Annotated in this window: 19 protein-coding genes; 10 read left to right on the top strand and 9 right to left on the bottom strand. The window is 55.4% G+C overall.

Features of this window, described 5'->3' with window-relative positions; all coding sequences use genetic code 11:
- Positions 1-5: 5 nt before the first annotated feature.
- Both treZ and rsmD read right to left on the bottom strand, forming a co-directional pair.
- A complete protein-coding gene (gene treZ, locus BST81_RS18885) occupies positions 6-1,877 on the bottom strand; it encodes a malto-oligosyltrehalose trehalohydrolase (protein WP_075600065.1) in 1,872 nt (623 codons plus the stop codon).
- 326 nt (positions 1,878-2,203) lie between these two features.
- Complete coding sequence (rsmD, locus tag BST81_RS18890; RefSeq protein WP_075600066.1) at positions 2,204-2,788, bottom strand: 16S rRNA (guanine(966)-N(2))-methyltransferase RsmD; 585 nt, start codon at positions 2,786-2,788, stop codon at positions 2,204-2,206.
- Between the two features lie 15 nt (positions 2,789-2,803).
- Between rsmD and BST81_RS18895 the strand changes: the two genes are divergently transcribed.
- Entirely contained in the window at positions 2,804-3,061 is a 258-nt protein-coding gene (locus BST81_RS18895; protein WP_075600067.1) for a hypothetical protein, read from the top strand.
- A 2-nt stretch (positions 3,062-3,063) separates the two neighbouring features.
- Here the strand turns inward: BST81_RS18895 and hisA are convergent, their stop codons facing one another.
- Positions 3,064-3,837 carry a 1-(5-phosphoribosyl)-5-[(5-phosphoribosylamino)methylideneamino]imidazole-4-carboxamide isomerase gene (gene hisA, locus BST81_RS18900; RefSeq protein ID WP_075600068.1) on the bottom strand — a complete coding sequence of 258 codons (774 nt, stop codon included), beginning with the start codon at positions 3,835-3,837 and terminating at the stop codon, positions 3,064-3,066.
- A 57-nt stretch (positions 3,838-3,894) separates the two neighbouring features.
- Positions 3,895-4,410 (bottom strand): 5-(carboxyamino)imidazole ribonucleotide mutase, encoded by a 516-nt coding sequence (purE, locus tag BST81_RS18905; RefSeq protein WP_075600069.1) that lies wholly within the window; start codon positions 4,408-4,410, stop codon positions 3,895-3,897.
- Between the two features lie 210 nt (positions 4,411-4,620).
- Between purE and BST81_RS18910 the strand changes: the two genes are divergently transcribed.
- The 8 genes from BST81_RS18910 (at position 4,621) to BST81_RS28555 (ending at position 11,586) form a co-directional block, all read left to right on the top strand.
- A complete protein-coding gene (locus BST81_RS18910) occupies positions 4,621-4,974 on the top strand; it encodes a BON domain-containing protein (RefSeq protein ID WP_075600070.1) in 354 nt (117 codons plus the stop codon).
- A gap of 107 nt (positions 4,975-5,081) precedes the next feature.
- Positions 5,082-5,771, top strand: coding sequence for a magnesium protoporphyrin IX methyltransferase (gene bchM / locus BST81_RS18915; RefSeq protein ID WP_075600071.1), 690 nt, complete (start codon positions 5,082-5,084; stop codon positions 5,769-5,771).
- Between the two features lie 13 nt (positions 5,772-5,784).
- Positions 5,785-6,171 (top strand): DUF423 domain-containing protein, encoded by a 387-nt coding sequence (locus tag BST81_RS18920; protein WP_075600072.1) that lies wholly within the window; start codon positions 5,785-5,787, stop codon positions 6,169-6,171.
- Positions 6,172-6,254: 83 nt separating this feature from the next.
- Positions 6,255-7,064, top strand: coding sequence for an ergothioneine biosynthesis protein EgtC (egtC, locus tag BST81_RS18925; RefSeq protein ID WP_075600073.1), 810 nt, complete (start codon positions 6,255-6,257; stop codon positions 7,062-7,064).
- Between the two features lie 4 nt (positions 7,065-7,068).
- Positions 7,069-8,328, top strand: coding sequence for an ergothioneine biosynthesis protein EgtB (egtB, locus tag BST81_RS18930; RefSeq protein ID WP_075600074.1), 1,260 nt, complete (start codon positions 7,069-7,071; stop codon positions 8,326-8,328).
- A 244-nt stretch (positions 8,329-8,572) separates the two neighbouring features.
- Positions 8,573-9,655 carry an L-histidine N(alpha)-methyltransferase gene (gene egtD, locus BST81_RS18935; RefSeq protein WP_083636952.1) on the top strand — a complete coding sequence of 361 codons (1,083 nt, stop codon included), beginning with the start codon at positions 8,573-8,575 and terminating at the stop codon, positions 9,653-9,655.
- A 99-nt stretch (positions 9,656-9,754) separates the two neighbouring features.
- Entirely contained in the window at positions 9,755-10,990 is a 1,236-nt protein-coding gene (locus BST81_RS18940) for a tetratricopeptide repeat protein (RefSeq protein WP_075600075.1), read from the top strand.
- Positions 10,991-11,028: 38 nt separating this feature from the next.
- Positions 11,029-11,586, top strand: coding sequence for a HEAT repeat domain-containing protein (locus BST81_RS28555; protein ID WP_075600076.1), 558 nt, complete (start codon positions 11,029-11,031; stop codon positions 11,584-11,586).
- Positions 11,587-11,588: 2 nt separating this feature from the next.
- On the opposite strand, the gene BST81_RS18950 is transcribed toward BST81_RS28555, so the two are convergent.
- The 3 genes from BST81_RS18950 to BST81_RS18960 form a co-directional block, all read right to left on the bottom strand.
- Positions 11,589-13,175, bottom strand: a complete 1,587-nt coding sequence (locus BST81_RS18950) for a SagB/ThcOx family dehydrogenase (RefSeq protein ID WP_075600077.1) — start codon at positions 13,173-13,175, stop codon at positions 11,589-11,591.
- Positions 13,176-13,301: 126 nt separating this feature from the next.
- On the bottom strand, positions 13,302-13,829 hold the full coding sequence (locus tag BST81_RS18955; protein ID WP_075600078.1) for a tetratricopeptide repeat protein: 528 nt from the start codon (positions 13,827-13,829) through the stop codon (positions 13,302-13,304).
- A 9-nt stretch (positions 13,830-13,838) separates the two neighbouring features.
- The gene (locus BST81_RS18960) at positions 13,839-14,390 is read right to left on the bottom strand and encodes a Uma2 family endonuclease (protein ID WP_075600079.1); all 552 of its coding nucleotides are present in this window, start codon (positions 14,388-14,390) and stop codon (positions 13,839-13,841) included.
- A gap of 239 nt (positions 14,391-14,629) precedes the next feature.
- On the opposite strand from BST81_RS18960, the gene BST81_RS18965 reads away from it, so the two are divergent.
- Positions 14,630-15,334 carry a hypothetical protein gene (locus BST81_RS18965; RefSeq protein ID WP_075600080.1) on the top strand — a complete coding sequence of 235 codons (705 nt, stop codon included), beginning with the start codon at positions 14,630-14,632 and terminating at the stop codon, positions 15,332-15,334.
- Here BST81_RS18965 and argB read toward each other — a convergent pair.
- Entirely contained in the window at positions 15,331-16,227 is an 897-nt protein-coding gene (gene argB / locus BST81_RS18970; protein WP_075600081.1) for an acetylglutamate kinase, read from the bottom strand. The genes BST81_RS18965 and argB overlap by 4 nt on opposite strands.
- Before the next feature lie 65 nt (positions 16,228-16,292).
- The gene (locus BST81_RS18975; RefSeq protein WP_075600182.1) at positions 16,293-16,856 is read right to left on the bottom strand and encodes a shikimate kinase; all 564 of its coding nucleotides are present in this window, start codon (positions 16,854-16,856) and stop codon (positions 16,293-16,295) included.
- Positions 16,857-16,916: the final 60 nt, after the last annotated feature.

Genomic DNA, 16,916 nt, shown 5'->3' on the forward strand with positions numbered 1-16,916 from the left:
GGGTTTCAAATCATTAAAGAAGGGGGAAAGGGACCGATTAACTCATAGACCATAAGGCTCTCAGGCGGCAGGGTGATTAGTTCCTGAGCCGGGAGGTCGATCGGCAGTTGCGACCCTGGCCCCATCCATCTCTCATCCGCCGAGTCAATTAACTTGCGGGCCGATCGTCCTGTGGGAGCCTGCAGCATCACTGGAGCCGGGTTGAAGTTCAAGAGGCAGAGCAAACTGCTATCCTGGCCCAGGCGAATCAGGCTCAGCAAGCGTTTCTCCTCCTCTATCGTCACCTGAAGGCTCTGGCGATCTCGCTGCCGCATCACCGGATGGGTGCGGCGGAACGTCAACAGCATCTGGTAGAACTCCCACAAAACCTTGTGTCGCCCTTCCCGCTGCAGATGCCAGTTCAACCGACAGCGGGTGAAGGTCTCAACCGCCTCCGGATCGGGGGGTTCTCCCTGCAGGTGAAAGGGTTCAAACTCCTGTTTCCGGCCCTGACGCACCGCCCGGATCAGATCTGGGTCGGCGTGACTGACGAAATAGGTGAAGGGCGCAGGTTCCCCATATTCTTCCCCCATGAACAGCATGGGAATACCGGGAGAGAGCAGCATGGCTCCAGCAGCCAGTTTTGTCGCCTCAAAGGAAAGACTCTGGGTGATCCGGTCCCCCAGCATGCGGTTACCCACCTGGTCATGGTTTTGCAGGTAGACCACAAACTGGGATGGGGACCGATCGAGACAGGGCATCCCATGGTAGCGCTGCCGGTGAGGGGAATACTGCCAGTCATAGACAAAATTCGCTTCATAGGCTTTAGCCAGGTGAGCCATCTGGCCGAAATCCATGTAGTAGCCCAATCTCTCGCCGGTCAGCAGGGTGTGCAACCCATGGTGAAAGTCGTCATTCCACTGGGCATCCAGACCATAGCCCCCCAATTCCCAGGGCCGAATCAGGCGGGGGTCATTCAGATCGCTCTCGGCGATCAAATACCGCTGCCACTGGGTATCCCGCCCCAATGCTGCCGTGGCTTCAGCCAGTTCCTGCAAAACATGCCTGGCCCCCAGATCATAAATGGCATGGGTTGCATCCAGCCGCAGGGCATCCAGGTGATAGTCCTGGAACCAGAACAGAACATTCTGGATGACGTAGCGGCGAACCCCCGGACTGTCAGCCCCATCAAAGTTGATCGCCCTGCCCCAGGGAGTGCGATAGTTCTCTGTGAAATAGGGACCAAAGCAACTGGTGTAATTACCTTCTGGCCCGAAATGGTTGTAGACCACATCCAGGACAACGGCAATTCCCTGTTGATGGCAGGCGTTCACCAGGCATTTCAGCCCGTCAGGTCCCCCATAGGAATTCTGCACGGCAAAGGGATAGACCCCGTCATAGCCCCAGTTGCGATAGGCCAGCCCTGGATCAGTCTGCTGGTCTCCCGGAAACTGACCGATCGGCATCAGCTCGATCGCCGTGACTCCCAATTCCCGCAGTTCCGGCAGGCGGGGAATGATGGCTGCAAAGGTCCCCTCTGGGGTAAAGGTTCCGACATGGAGTTCGTACAAGACCATGGCTTCCAGGGGAATTCCCCGCCACGACTCATCCGTCCAGTCAAAGCGAGGGTCCACCACCTGAGAAGGACCATGGACACCCTGGGGTTGAAACTGGGAAGCCGGGTCAGGATGGGATCCATCCCGATTCAGTCTGTAGCGATATAATGCTCCGGGATAAAGATCTGCAACAATGCCTTGCCAGTAGCCCTCCGACCGCCGTTCCAGAGGTATAACTGCTTCCCGAGGAGCCAGGATTTGAACCTCTACCTGTTCTAGGGCCGGGGCCCAGACGGTAAAGGCACAGCGACCCTCACCCAAATATTGAGCGCCTACTTTCATTCCATAACCTCTCCAGATTCATGCCTAACGCCGACTGGCACCAGTTCACTTGACCAGGAAACATATCAGAGCTACCTCCCGGCTCTGAATGCAGATCTTCAGGTGAGGACATAGGTCGTGAGAATTGGGTGAACTGGTATTAAGAGAGAGTCTGAGCTGCAAGTCGCTCTCTCTCGGAATGATATTAATGATAGTAGCGCGCCCTGAGAGAACTATCCGCCCTCAGGAGGAAATGTCCCATCCTGGACAGGGAGGATTGCTTCAGTTCCCTGCCCCTCGGAAGCGAGGCTCAACCGACATTTTGGGGACGATCGCCTGGAACAGGGTTACGGATCACTGCTCCCAGAAGGAAGCAGCCCCTCTAACTGGGGACAGACTTCATAGAAGGTTAAGGCCGTATTGCCATAGGTTTTCTGACGACAGATTTGCAGCCCTGCAATTGGTTCCACCGGCAAGTGACTGGGGTCATGCTCGATCGCGATCTCTCCCTGGGGCGACAGGAGTTGCAGGGTGGCGATCGTCGTCAGCACTGGCTGATACAGATCACTAGCATAGGGCGGGTCAAGGTAAATGCGATCGAAGGACTGGCCAGCCAGTCCAGACAGGGTCTTGATCACATCTCCCCGGATGATCTGAAAAGACTGATCCGGCTGGGCAACCTGCTGCCAGTTTTGCCGGATTACCTCACAGGCTCGCCCGGAAAGCTCAATCCCCACGACAAAGGCTGCTCCCCGACAGAGGGCCTCCGCCCCCATAGCCCCACTCCCGGCACAGAGATCCAGCCAGCGACACCCGGTCAGATGTCCCTGCCAGATGTTGAACAGGGCAGCCCGCACCCGGGCCAGGGTCGGACGGGTGGCCTGACCTGGCAATGTTTTGAGTTGTCGATTACCATAAATTCTCAGGCTCATAACCCCAGGACAGACATGATCGATGAAAACTGGTCAGCAGAGGCATGGATCGAGGATCAGATTGATCAACTGGCCGGGGCGATCGCCCGCAATCATCGGGCCTTAGTCCATCTGAACAGTGCCGATCGGGTAATTCAGACTGCGGATCTCCTCATGGCCAAACTGGCAGCAGCCCAGGCGGGGCGGCTCCAATCCCAGACCGCTGTCGCCAAGAAAATTGAACAGTTGGCGATCGAGACTGAAGCCCGCTGGCACCAGGACAGTCCGGGATAGGTTCAGGCCAGAGCCGAGGAGCCAAAATCGGGCGGGATATCCTGCCAACGACCAGGACCCACAGCCCGCAGGGCTTCCGCCAGGATAATATCCCCCGTGTAGAGGGCTCGCCCAACGATCGCCCCCGTCACACCCAGATTTTCCAGGGCTGAAAGGCTGAGCAGATCCGTCACCGAACTGATGCCGCCCGACGCAATAACGGGAATCGGCACCGATGCCGCCAGTTCCCGCAGGGCCGCAATATTAGGCCCCTGCATCGTGCCATCCCGATGGATATCGGTGTAGATAATGGCCACTGCTCCCAGGGTCGCCATCCGCTGGGCCAGGTCTACGGCAGCCACGTCAGAGGTTTCCAGCCAACCCCGGGTGGCCACCCGTCCATTGCGGGCATCAATGCCCACCACCACCCGTTCCGGATAGTCTCGACAGAGTTGGGCCACCAGTTCCGGTTGCTCCACAGCCACAGTACCCAGAATCACCCGACCCACACCCCGATCCAGCAGGGTAGCCACACTCTCCCGATCGCGCAGCCCACCTCCCACCTGGACCGGCACATCGATCGCCCGCACGATCGCTTCAATCGCGGGTAGATTAACTGGATGCCCTACCTTGGCCCCATCTAGATCTACCAGATGCAGTCGGGTCGCGCCCTGATCGGTCCACTGGCGAGCCACCTCAACGGGATTTTCAGAAAAGACCTGGGACTGGGCATAGTCGCCCTGATAGAGCCGGACACACCGTCCCTCCAGCAGGTCGATCGCAGGGATGACTTCCATAAATTCCTGACCTTAACTTCTTAACCTTTTGTATTGCGGCAATTTCATCATGACGGATCATAGGCTTAAATATTGGGCATATCCCATTTCATCTAAGCGGGCCTGTTTTTCCATCACCGCTTGAGCCAGTTGCTGACGATAAGCCTGGACCTGTTCTAGCAAATTCGGCTGGGCCGTAGCCAGAATTTGGACCGCCAGGAGACCCGCATTACAGGCATTCCCGATCGCTACTGTGGCCACAGGAATGCCTGTAGGCATTTGCACGATCGAGTAGAGGGAGTCCAACCCCTGCAGATGGCGACTGACGACGGGAACCCCAATCACCGGCAGAGGCGTCAAAGCCGCCACCATCCCCGGCAAATGGGCCGCCCCACCCGCCCCAGCAATAATCACCTTTAAACCCCGATGGTGAGCCCGCTGAGCATAGGCCACCATCCGATCGGGGGTGCGGTGGGCGGAGACGATCGCCACCTCCCAGGGAACCTGAAAGTTTTCGCAGACGACGATCGCCTCTTTCATGGTGGGCAGATCAGAATCACTACCCATAATAATTCCAACTAATGGTTGGTTCATACAACAGTTCATGCTTAATAGATATGTCAGCCAGATTACAGGCCCCTTGAGACCCCTACGTCGGAAATTTTCCTTAAGCCAGCCGATCAACCTGGAGTTCAGCCCAGGACTGATGGCATCAAACCTTGGCTACAGATTATGATGCGTTGCTGACAAAATTCTCATGGTAGGGTTTTTACGGACACAGCGTATCCAGAGAGGATCATCACAATGGGTTTTCTGCAGAGGATTTTTGGGGGTGGAGACCAGCCAGTTGCTGATGCTGCCGCCTTTAGTGCAGGTACAGATGCGGGTGCCGATGTCGGTGCAACCGACATTCCGCCAGAGCGAGTTGGCCTGAATGGGGAATATGATCAGAGCGGCCTGGCCAAACGGGTGGCGAAAGCATTTGATGACAGTTCCTCTCTGACGGATGTTGAAACCCTGTGGGTGGCTCAATTGAGCGGCACCGTCGTGCTGAAGGGCAAAGTTCCTACCCAGGAAATGCTGGATCAATTCGTAGCCATTGCCAGCGGTGTCAGTGGGGCCACCTCCGTCGATACGGCCCAGGTTGAGATTGGGTAGGTCAATTCCTGTTGTCGTTGAGAGCCGCGATTAATCGCGGCTCGACAGATTAATCGCGGCTCAACGTAGTACGATCCATCTGTTGGAGGAATGGCTGAACCAGATTTATGACAACGACAACAGATGATAAGACAATCGTAAAAGATTACTTTAATGCCACCGGTTTCGATCGCTGGCGGCGGATTTATGGGGATGGGGAAGTCAACAAAGTTCAACTGGATATCCGAGTTGGTCACCAGCAAACAGTCGAAACTGTGATCAGTTGGTTGAAGGCAGACAACAATCTGGCTGGATTGTCCATCTGTGATGCGGGTTGTGGTGTCGGCAGTTTGAGTATTCCCCTGGCGGCAGTTGGTGCCAAGGTCTTCGCCAGCGATATTTCGGAGAAAATGGTGGGAGAAGCCAGAGAGACGGCAGCCTCCAACCCGCAGGCATTGCAGAACCTGACCTTTGCTGTGCAGGATCTGGAAACCCTATCTGGAAAGTACCATACAGTGGTTTGCCTGGATGTGCTGATCCACTATCCCCAGGATAAAGCCGCTGAAATGATTGCCCATCTGAGTTCCCTGGCCGAGCATCGGTTGATTCTCAGTTTTGCCCCCAAGACTCTCTGCTACAGCCTGTTGAAAAAGATTGGGGACTTTTTTCCCGGTCCCAGTAAGGCCACCCGTGCCTACCTGCACCCGGAAACAGCAGTAGTGAAGGCTCTAGAGGCCAATGGCTGGAAGGTGCAACGCAACGATATGATCAAAACCCGGTTCTACTTCTCTCGCTTGCTGGAAGTAACCCACGATTAAAGAGGCATTCCTGATGGCCCGGTTCTTTCTCACGATCGCGCCCATTTTGGCAGCCCTCGCAGTCGTGGCTGGGGCCTTTGCCTCCCATGCCCTGCGGGAGAAAGTCAGCGATCGGGCCCTGGAGATTTTCCAAACCGGAGCCCAGTACCAGATGTACCATGCTCTGGCCTTGCTGGCTGTAGGCCTCCTCATGGGCCGTCTGGAATTGCCTTCAACCCTGCTGACGCTTGTGGGCTTTGCCTTCCTGCTGGGAATTGTCCTTTTCTCTGGCAGCCTCTATGCCCTGGCCCTCTCTGGCACCAAGATTCTGGGGGCGATCACCCCCCTGGGTGGGGCAGCCTTTATCCTCGGCTGGTTGGCTCTAGCCTATGCCTCCTGGACGATTCAGGATCTAAGCTGAACGCTTTCTCAGCCTCTCTTCAGCCAATCCTTTCGATCGCACGGTACGCTTAAATCTAGGTTTTCAATCAGGTTGAAACTTGCATGTGCCGTCTCATGGGCTATCTGGGTCTACCGATCTCATTAGACCGTTTGCTGTACAAGCCAGACCACTCCCTGGTGGTTCAGAGCTATCAGCCCCGCCAGATGACCTCTGGTCTGCTCAATGCCGATGGGTTTGGGGTAGGTTGGTATCGCCCAGAACGGGATGTTTTACCCTTTACCTATCGCAATACCCTACCCATCTGGAATGATGTCAATCTATCTGATCTCAGCCGGTATGTGGAATCCAACTGTGTGCTGGCCAGTGTCCGAAGTGCCACTGCTGGTCAGGCTGTCGATCTGAGTAACTGCCAGCCTTACAAATACGATCGGTTTTTGGGCATCCACAATGGGTTCATCGAAAACTTTCGCCAGACGCTCTACCGGCCCATTCGCGATCGATTGACCGATAGCTTCTATCAGGCTATTCAGGGCAGCACTGATTCAGAGCATATTTTCGCCCTCCTGTTCAATGAGCTCCACCTGGCCCCGGATCTGTCCCTGGAAAAAGCCTTATACAAAACCCTGATTCTGCTGACAGATATGGCTCAAGTCTACGGTGTGGGCTTTGCCGCCAACCTGATCGTGACGGATGGGGCACGGCTGGTGGCCTCCCGTTTTGCTTCCCGAGGAAAAGCCACTTCCAGTCCGCAACCAGCCCCTTCCCTCTACTGGCTGCAGGATGACCCCCACTATCCGGAAGCGACACTCATTGCCTCAGAGCCCCTGTTTCTGGGGAATTGGGTGTCCTGCCCTGAACGCAGTGTCCTGACCATTGGTGAGGACCTGGATATCCAGATTCATCAGTTTTAAATCTATGCCCAGCCCTACGATCGCGAATGACATTGGGCGGTCCCGACAAATCATTCGCCAGCGAATGGAACGCTGTCGATCCCTGACCCTGGCCCTGTTTGCTGGAGTAGACCCCGAGACCTTCTGTCGGCAAGCCCATCCCGACTTCAGCCCGATCGGCTGGCACCTGGGGCACATCGGCTTCACGGAAGCCCGGTGGCTGCTACAGCAAGGTGCTGGACAACCCGATGCCTTTCCTGCCCAATATCAGAAATTGTTTGCTGCCGATGGATTACCGAAACAGGAGCGGGCCAACCTGCCCCCCCTGGCAGAGATTCAGGCGTATCTGGCCACCATTCGGGCTCAGGTGCTGGCCTACCTGGACCTTGCCCCTCTGGCAGAACAGGAAAGGCTGTGGCGCTGGTTGGTGCAGCATGAAAGCCAACATGGCGAGACGATCGCCCTGGTGCTGGCTCTACAACAGCCTCACCCCCAAGCCCCTGCCATCGCTGCCCCAGTCCCTACTCCTGCCATCGGGATGGTGGAAATCCCTGCCGGAGAATTTGTCATGGGCCATGCTTCGATCGATGCCCTGGATAATGAACGTCCATTGCATCGGGTCCATCTGAAAACCTACTGGATTGATCGTACCCCCGTCACCTGTGACCAGTATCGGGCCTTCATGGAGGCCGGGGGCTATGGGGACGATCGCTGGTGGTCAGCAGCGGGCTGGGCCTGGTTACAAACGGCTCAGGTCCACCAACCCCTCTATTGGTCCGATGCGCCTCAATTTGGCCCCCATCCAGTCTGTGGGGTGAGCTGGTACGAAGCAGAAGCCTACGCCCGCTTTGTGGGTAAGCGCCTGCCCACGGAGGCGGAATGGGAAAAAGCAGCGGGCTGGGATGGGGAGACTCAGCAGCCCCGCACCTATCCCTGGGGAGAGGCTGAACCCGAAGCACAGCACTGCAATCACGGCCATTTCCAGGGCTGGACTACCCCCGTCGGGGCTTATCCGGCTGGGGCCAGTCCCGCCGGTTGTCTGGATCTGCTGGGCAACATCTGGGAATGGACAAACTCCTGGTTCGAGGGATATGGCGAGTTTGAGAGCTATCCCTATCCTGGCTACTCCCAGGTGTATTTTGATGGTCAGCATCGGGTGTTACGGGGAGGGAGTTGGGCTACCCGATCCTGGGCCATGCGCTGCGCCTTCCGCAACTGGTATTACCCGTCCATGCGCCAGATGTTCGCAGGGTTCCGCTGTGCCAGTGATGAGGCCAGAAATTAATTGAATTGCTGCCGGAATCTCATGGGATTCTCATGCTGGGCGATCGCTCCCAGGATTCAATCGTTACAGTGAACTGTTTTAGGTTAAGTCCAGGGATTGGCACAGTTAGAACCCTCTTTAAATGAGAGAATGCCTACGGGGATCACCCAAAAACCCATACTGTTCAACCTATTTCAAGACCTCACTGCTGCCTCAGATGCTATCCAGCCGGGAGCACAGCCGTTAAGTAACACTTGGAGGTAAAATGTCCCCCTTTGAAACTCTGAACAGTCAGTCTGACGTTTCCCCACCTCTGCATCGGGTCGTTCTGGCCCCGGAGAAACGTCTGCACATTGACTATCTGATCAATCCGACCCAGCCTTCTGAGGTGGGTCCGGATTCCGGTCAGGATGCCGTTGTTGGACTGAGCCGCTCCCCAAAATCCCTCCCTCCTCACTACTTCTACGACGATCGGGGTTCCCAACTGTTTGAACAAATCTGTGAATTGCCGGAATACTATCTGACCCGCACAGAAACTAGGATTCTGCAGACCTATGCTCAGGAAATCGCTGGTCTGACAGGTCCCTGTGAACTGGTAGAGTTGGGCAGTGGCAGTGCCACTAAAACCCGGATTCTCCTAGATGCCTGTGCCGTTCTGGGCTATCCCCTTCGCTACCTGCCGATCGATGTTAGCGGGGGCATTCTGGAAAGCAGTGCCTACCAGTTGCTGAACGATTATCCCACCCTGCAGGTGCATGGCCTGGTCAGCACCTACGAGCTGGGATTGCAACAATTAGGCCCCTCCCCCCTGGACACCCGCATGATCTGTTTCCTGGGCAGTACCCTGGGTAATCTGACGCCGGAGGAGTGCCACCTCTTCTTCAGCCAAATTCGGGCCGCCCTGCAACCGGGGGAATATTTCCTCCTGGGGGTGGACCTGCAGAAACCGAAGGCTCTGCTGGAGGCTGCTTACAATGATAGCCAGGGGGTGACAGCGGCCTTTAACCTGAATATGCTGAGCCACCTGAACTGGCGTTTTCGGGGCAATTTTGACCTAGAGCAGTTCGAGCATGTGGCTTTCTATAATGAGCAGCAGCACCAGATTGAGATTTATCTGCGGAGCCTGCGATCTCAGACCGTTACTCTGCAGTCCCTAGACCTCACGGTTACATTTGCAGCCGGGGAAACAATCCTGAGTGAGATTTCCCGCAAGTTTGACCTGACAGCGATTTCCCAGGAACTGGCGACCCTGGATCTGGTGCCTGTTCACACCTGGACTGATCCCCAGAACTGGTTTGGTCTGGTTCTTTGTCAGTTTGGAACGAACAGCCGGTGGCAAAGTTATTAAACCTGCTGCCCGATCCACCCTGTCCTTGAACTCAGTTGGTGAGCTGGCCTATCCATAGGTCACACTGGAGAGGCAAGCGATCGTCTGCAGGAAACGCACATGTTATCCGTTGCCATTGTGGTCTGTCTGGGCTGGGTAGTTTCCCTTTGCCTGCATGAATTCGGCCATGCGATCGTGGCCTACTGGGGTGGAGATACCTCCGTTAAGGAGAAGGGCTACCTCACCCTCAATCCCCTCAAGTACACGGACCCGACCCTCAGCCTGCTGCTGCCCCTGATCTTTCTCCTGTTAGGGGGTATTGCCCTGCCCGGCGGAGCCGTTTACATCGACCACCAGAAGTTGCGCCATCGGGGCTGGCAGAGTGCGGTCTCAGCGGCAGGACCGATCGCCACCAGCCTGACGGCCCTGGTCCTGGCCATTCCCTTCCGGATGGGTGGGGCCAATCTGGACGAAAGCCACTGGCTCTGGCAGGCTCTGGCTTTTCTGATATTTCTGGAGATCTTTGCAGTTCTGTTTAACCTGCTACCGGTGCCACCGCTTGATGGCTATGGCATTTTGGCACCCTGGCTGCCGTTACAGTGGCAACAGCCATTGAATCAGTTGGGGCGATACAGCCTCTGGGCCTTGTTTGGGATCTTCTGGTTTGCCCCCCAGGTCACAGCCCCTCTCTGGACCCTGGTGTTTACCCTTGGCGATAGACTTGGGGTGCCTGCCTTTCTGGTGGCCCAGGGCTATCGATCGTTCAACCAGGGGATCTGGGTGGTCTTTTTCACCGGATTGGGGCTGTACCTGGTGCTGCGACGCTTCACTCGCACCCCAGAGCAGAGGGCCTGTGAAGTGGGAAATCGATTGCTGAAAGCAGGGCAGTATGAGGCGGCTGTTGCGGCCTATGATCAGGCGATCGCGCTACAGCGGGAAGATCCAACGGTCTGGGTCATGCGGGCCAGAGCGCTGCAGGGCCTTCGCCGCTCTGAGGAAGCCCTGGCTGACCTGGACCGGGCGATCGCCCTGCAACCAGAAAATCCGGCAATCTGGAATGAGCGGGCCTGGATGCTGGGATTGTTGGGACGCCATGGGGACTCCATCCTTGCCTGCGATCGGGCGTTACAGTTGGAGCCCAAATATGGTCTGGCCTGGTATAACCGGGCCAGTGCTCAGGCGGAGCAGGGGGATGGGGAAGCAGCTCTAGAGAGTTTACTCCGGGCTTTTGAGCAGGACTACTTTTACTTCCGCCACCTGGCTAAAACAGACCCCAGCTTCGCCAGTTTACAAAATCATGCCCAATTTCAGAAAATGCTCCGCTATCCACCCCATCGGCTTAAAATTGACGAGTGATCCCTGTGGAGATTCCAGGGAAAGGAGGGCTATGAACCATGGCGTCTTTGTTGCAATTCATTCTGAACCTATTTCAGGGCAAGCCTCAGGCCCCCAAGCCAGAAGCAGTCCCATCAGGCCCTCCCCAACAGAACCCTCCAGCAGCCACCTCAGGCCCTAAAACACTCCCCCCGATTACTGCAAATAATCCCCAATCTTCCCTGGAAGCCCAAATTCAAGCCTGGGGGGAAGCAGGGCAAAACAGTGCCATTCCCCTGATCACCAGTCATGCTCGCCATGGCAGTGCAGAGGTGCGGTCGGCGGTGGCGATCGCCTTGGGCCAGATTACCCAGGGCAGTGGTCTGGGCAACGGCATCACCCTGACCCTGACAGTGTTAGCCTCCCTGAGTCGAGACTCTGTACCAGCGGTACGCATTGCAGCCGTGAATACCCTGGGCCGGATCAAATCTGAAAAAGTAATTCCCTTGCTGCAGCAGGCCCTGCGAGATCCCAATCCAGGGGTGGTCGTGGCAGCCAGCGCGGCGATCGCCCCCTTCAAGTCCTATCCGGTGAAAAAGACAGTCGAACCGAAAGTTGCCCCAGCCAAACGGGGATAGGGTTATGCTCCTGCCGATCGGGGCCGCCCCAGGGTGGTGATATACAACACGGCTTCTTCTGCGGGAATCCCCAGCACCTCATTCACCTGATCGTCAAAAAAGCCCCCAATGCCGCTGACGCCCAGGCCCAGGTGGATGGCAGCCAGGTTGAGCCGTTGTCCCAGATGACCCGCATCCAGGTGGAGATAGCGGTAGGCACGATCGCCGTATTGTCCGATCGCCGATCGTAAATCTGCGGTATGAAAGACCACCGCAGCAGCATCCCGGCCCAGATCCTGGCCCAAACAGAGATAGTGCAGTTCCCGCCGAAAATTTTTGAAGCGAATCTGGCGCAACTCCTGGGCCACCGGAGCATAGTAGTAGCAACCCTCTTCTAAACCAGTGACTTCCGACACCGCAATAAAGGTCTGAATCAAATTCAAATCAAAGTAGTCTGGGTTGCCATCCATGCCCTGATTCTGGTAATGCTGGGGCTGATAGGTAAAATCCAACAGGGCGGTGAGTTCATCCAGCACCAGGGCTGCCCCCGTATAGGCCCGGGTCGATCGTCGCCGCAGGATCGTATTTCCCAGGTCACCTAGGCCCTCTGCCCAGGAGATGGGATGACTGACCGTTGAGACTTTCGCACAAAAGGGGAGGTTGTATTTGTCCCTATTGGCTGGTGGAGCCGAAACAGACGGGTCTGCCTTGGCGGTAACCGTCACCTGCTCCGTCGGGGGAATCTGATCATCCCGAATTTGGGTGGCCTGGTGCAGATAGGCCAACAGGTCACCATCGGGAATGGCCGGGTATTCTGTTTGCGTCGCCGAAGGCAGGGCGGTGCGACCCACCGGTAGATTCTGTCGAATATCCAGTAAATCAGCCAGAGCCATGATGGTCGTCACCCCTTCCTGCTCCGGATCCAGGTAGAGCATGCGGTTAATGGCTTCATCGACAAATCCTCCCATCAAATGGGGCCGGAAGTCATTCATGGCACAGGCCAATTCGATGTTGCCCAACAGATGCCCCGTATCCAGGAAGATGCGTCGGTAAGCCCGGTCTTGATATCGCCAGGCAGAGCGGAAAAAGATGGCCGTCGTCACCAGCGCCATCTGGGTTCCCTCCAGAGTCTGGGGCCAGAAGCAAGCAGCCTGCAACCCTGTCCAGATGTCACTGTCCCAGAATCTGACCAGGGAGTGGATTTTAGGCTGGTAACTGTATAAACCGGCAGGGAGTTCTGGCGTACCCCTGGAGATCAGATACACCTCGGCTGGATAAAGACCTCCCGCCGAAGGAGCCGTTCGGAGATACATGGGTTCCCCAGTCATGGTGACGGCTGGCAGCATAGCGGTTAAGCCATAACTGTGGATCAGCAATAATGAGAGCCGCTGCCACCAACTGGGATCAACGACTGGAAAATCAACTTGGGGGCGTTCTTCTGGGTGCTGGAGATAGGGTTTGAGGTTGTAAACCTTGCCAATTTTGTACTCCTTAAACGGGATCGGTTGGCTGCCCCAATCTAGCTGATGACTTTTGCCCGCCAGCGTCTTGGGATCATATTTGGTGCGCTCATGGTAGTGCTGCGCGATCGAGGGGTTCAACTCTGGCATAGCCAATACATCTGCAAGACTACTTCGTCTATCTCATCCTTAGAACCTTTGGGTCAAGCCAAATTTCATCCAGGTTAGGTTCTGCTGACAGTCCACTCCCACCTGTCCGTCAAGCTAGCCCCATTACTAATTAAACCCCATCAGGCCGAGCAAGAGCAGCCCGATCGTCCCCAGGGCCAACCAGATAAAGCGATTGTCCCCCGTATTCATCTGACTCAGATCTTCTGGCTCTGGCTCTGGCCTGGTTCGAGCGGCAGGGCGGCGTTTGGGCTTGCGATCGGCAGTGCTGTAAAGGGCACTGTCGCTATCTTCCAGATCGGTCAAATCGGGGATCTGGGTCAGCCATTCCGATCGTTTCATCAATTGGGGCGCTTCCATGATGTACAGAAGGCGACGACTCTGTTTCCGAATCTCCGGATCGGGAAAGCGGGTTAACTGACGGGCCAGGGTTAAGGCTTCCTCACGCTGCCCATTCGCTTCGTAGGCCGTGACCAACCAGAGTTGGGCTTCCCCCCCGATGCGAGAATTCCGGGAGGAGAGGGCAGCGGCTTTTTCCAGATGCTGCACCGATCGACGATACTCGCCTTTTTCAAAAGCTGTTTGTCCCATCTGATACTCGGCATCGATGAGGTCCTGTTCCGGTGAATTCACCATGCTCTCGGGTTACTGGCTGACAATGGCATTAACGGGTATGGCAACATCTGGAAAAGCCTGGGGGTAAAGGATTCCTTCTGTGACTATACGTTTAGAAGTATAGTCTCCTGCCTGGGGATGGCGAAACACAATCAGGTGTCGCTGTCGTAGATTCACGACCCAATATTCCATAATTCCGGCTTCAGCATAAACCCTACTCTTTGTTTCCAGATCCTGATCCAGACTGGAATCTGAATATTCAATCAGCCAGAAAATATTTTCGGGATAGGGGTGATGATCTAAATATGCCCGCCCTAATCGATGGACCACGGCAATGTCAGGTTCAGGCTCAGATTGATTGGGCAATGTAATCGGCTTGCTTGGCCGAATGGTGGCCCGATCTCCGAGAAGTCGAGTCAGGTACTCCCCCGCCTCACTACTAAAGTAGGCATGGGGTTCTCCTTCCGGCGACATTTCTAGAATTTCTCCCTGCAATAATTCTACCCGCCGCTGATCTAGAATCCCGGCAGCGATCATGCGGTGGTATTCGTCCAGAGTCCATTTTGCTGTCGTTACAGTCATAACCTGAAGGGTGCTTTCCCCTGACTCACACCCTTGATCCTAACTCACACGACAGGGTTCCTGGAGACTCTCCCCTACAGGATCCCCAGTGGATACAGATTTCGGAGGCATTTGCCCGAGAGCAGACTGGCTTCCAATTCCCTGAAAAGACTATTTCTGGGAACTTCCTCTCTGCATTCCCGGTCTAGGCAGAATTATAGTGGTATCTATAATTGTCCCCTCCACATTGGGCAGGTTCTATGTTTAAGCGTCACTCTACTGGAGTTGTCTCAACTGCTGCTCTGGCAGGAATTCTGGCAGCCGTCACAATGCCAGCCCAGGCTCAGGTGACCATCATCTTGAAGAAATCACCCCACCCTATCGTTTCCCAACCCTATTCCAATCCCTATCCCTATCCAGGGTCTGTATACATTCCCGGTACGGTTACCACAGTGCCACCGGTCTTGCCCCTGGTCAATTCTTCCCAACCTGCTATTCTGCCTGTGGCTGTTCCTCGCCCCTATTATTCAACCAACGGGACGATCGTCAATTCCACCCTGATCAATCCCACGGTGGTCAACTCTACGATCGTCAACTCTACCCTGGTTAATCCGACTCTGATCAATTCCTCGGTGGTGGGCTATCCCACAGTCGTGACAACGGTTCCCGGATATACTCAAGGGCTCCCCGCCGGAGCTGTGGCCGTCCTTCAGACCCATAATCTGGCCAATGGCTACAGCTACTACACCCTCTCCAACAATGGGGGCACAACCCTCTACGTCAATGTCAACGCCCAGCCCTGGCTCACCCTGGGAAGCGGAGCCAAATATCAGGTCCTGCAGGGAATCGGCTCCCTTTATGCTGCACAAGGGTTTTCCCTGGTGATTCAATCCGGAGATCAGCAGGTTCTGGGCAAATACGTCTGTCAGGCCCAGAATATCTGCAACCCAGTTATTTTGTACTAACGCACCATAAACTCCGAAGCGACAATCATGGAGCCAATCCCAGCATCCGTGATAATTTCCAGCAACAGGGCATGGGGAATTCTGCCATCAATGATGTGGGCTGCTTTGACGCCCTGAGCCAGCGATCGGACACAACAATTCACTTTGGGAATCATGCCCCCGGCCACAATACCCGTCTCAATTAGCTTACGGGCTTCTTGAATATCCAGCTTTGGAATGAGGGTGGACGCATCCCTATAATTCTCCAGGATACCAGCCGTATCCGTCAGCAGAATCAACTTTTCGGCTCCCAGAGCAGCCGCAATCTCACCAGCGACAGTATCTGCGTTGATGTTATACGCCTGCCCCATCTCATCGGCAGCCACACTGGACACCACCGGGATATAACCGTCCCGGACCAGAGATTCCAGCAGGCCAATATTCACATTCTGGACTTCCCCCACAAAGCCAATCCCTTCGCTCCCCTCTGGGCGGGCAGTAATTAGGTTGCCATCTTTGCCGCACAGCCCCACAGCCCGTCCACCAGCCTGGTTGATCAGAGACACCAGTTCCTTGTTCACCCGGCCTACCAAAACCATCTCCACCACATCCATGGTGACCGCATCCGTCACCCGCAGACCGTCCTTAAACTGGGGTTCAATCCCCAGTTTATCCAGCCAGGTGTTGATTTCAGGCCCTCCCCCATGAACGACGATCGGACGAATCCCGACACAGGAGAGAAAGACCACATCCCGCACTACCTTATCCTTCAAGTTGCTGTCCTTCATGGCAGCCCCCCCATATTTGAGGACGATCGTCCGTCCCGCGAATTGCTGGATATAGGGCAGGGCCTCACTCAAAACCCGAACGCGCGTTGCGGCTGCTTCTTGAATGTATTCACTTTCGTTGGCCATGTTCACAGAAACCGTTGGAAGACAATGTTTTGGAGACAATGTTATAGAGGCAAACTGGGTAGCCCTCAATTCTGAGCCAGGTCAGGAGGAACCGCTTCAGGCTTGAGAATGCCAGGGATCAATTCGAGGATCCTTTGGGCGACCTGGGTGGGAAATTCATTCTCTGCGATCGACACCCGGAGATCGGCTTGAGCATAGAGATGATGCCGTTCAGCATGGAGATGCTGCAGTCGCTCCAGCGGGTTAGTTCCATTCAGGAGAGGACGGGTAGAATCTGCCTGCAGTCGTCGGTAGAGTTGTTCAACCGGCACATCCAGCCACACCACAATACCATGGTAAAGATAGCTCCAATTCATGCGCTGCAAGACGATACCGCCCCCAGTTGCAATCACAGAACAGGTACAGGCTGATAGTTCAGCCAGAACCTGGCTTTCCAGTTTTCGAAATTCAGCTTCTCCCAAATTTCGAAAGATTTCTGTAACAGATTGACCTTTTACTTGCTCAATCAGCGCATCCGTATCAAAAAACCGGTAATGAAGCTGCTTCGCTAGCAGATGGCCAATCGTTGTCTTACCAGCCCCCATCATGCCAATTAAAAAGAGGCTACGGTTTTTGAGGGAATTTGTCATTTGTGATTTGTCATTGGTCATTGGCAATTAATAGGTCAAATGACGAATGACGGTTCCATC

The organism is Leptolyngbya sp. 'hensonii' (assembly GCF_001939115.1).
In the GTDB taxonomy this organism is placed as follows: Bacteria; Cyanobacteriota; Cyanobacteriia.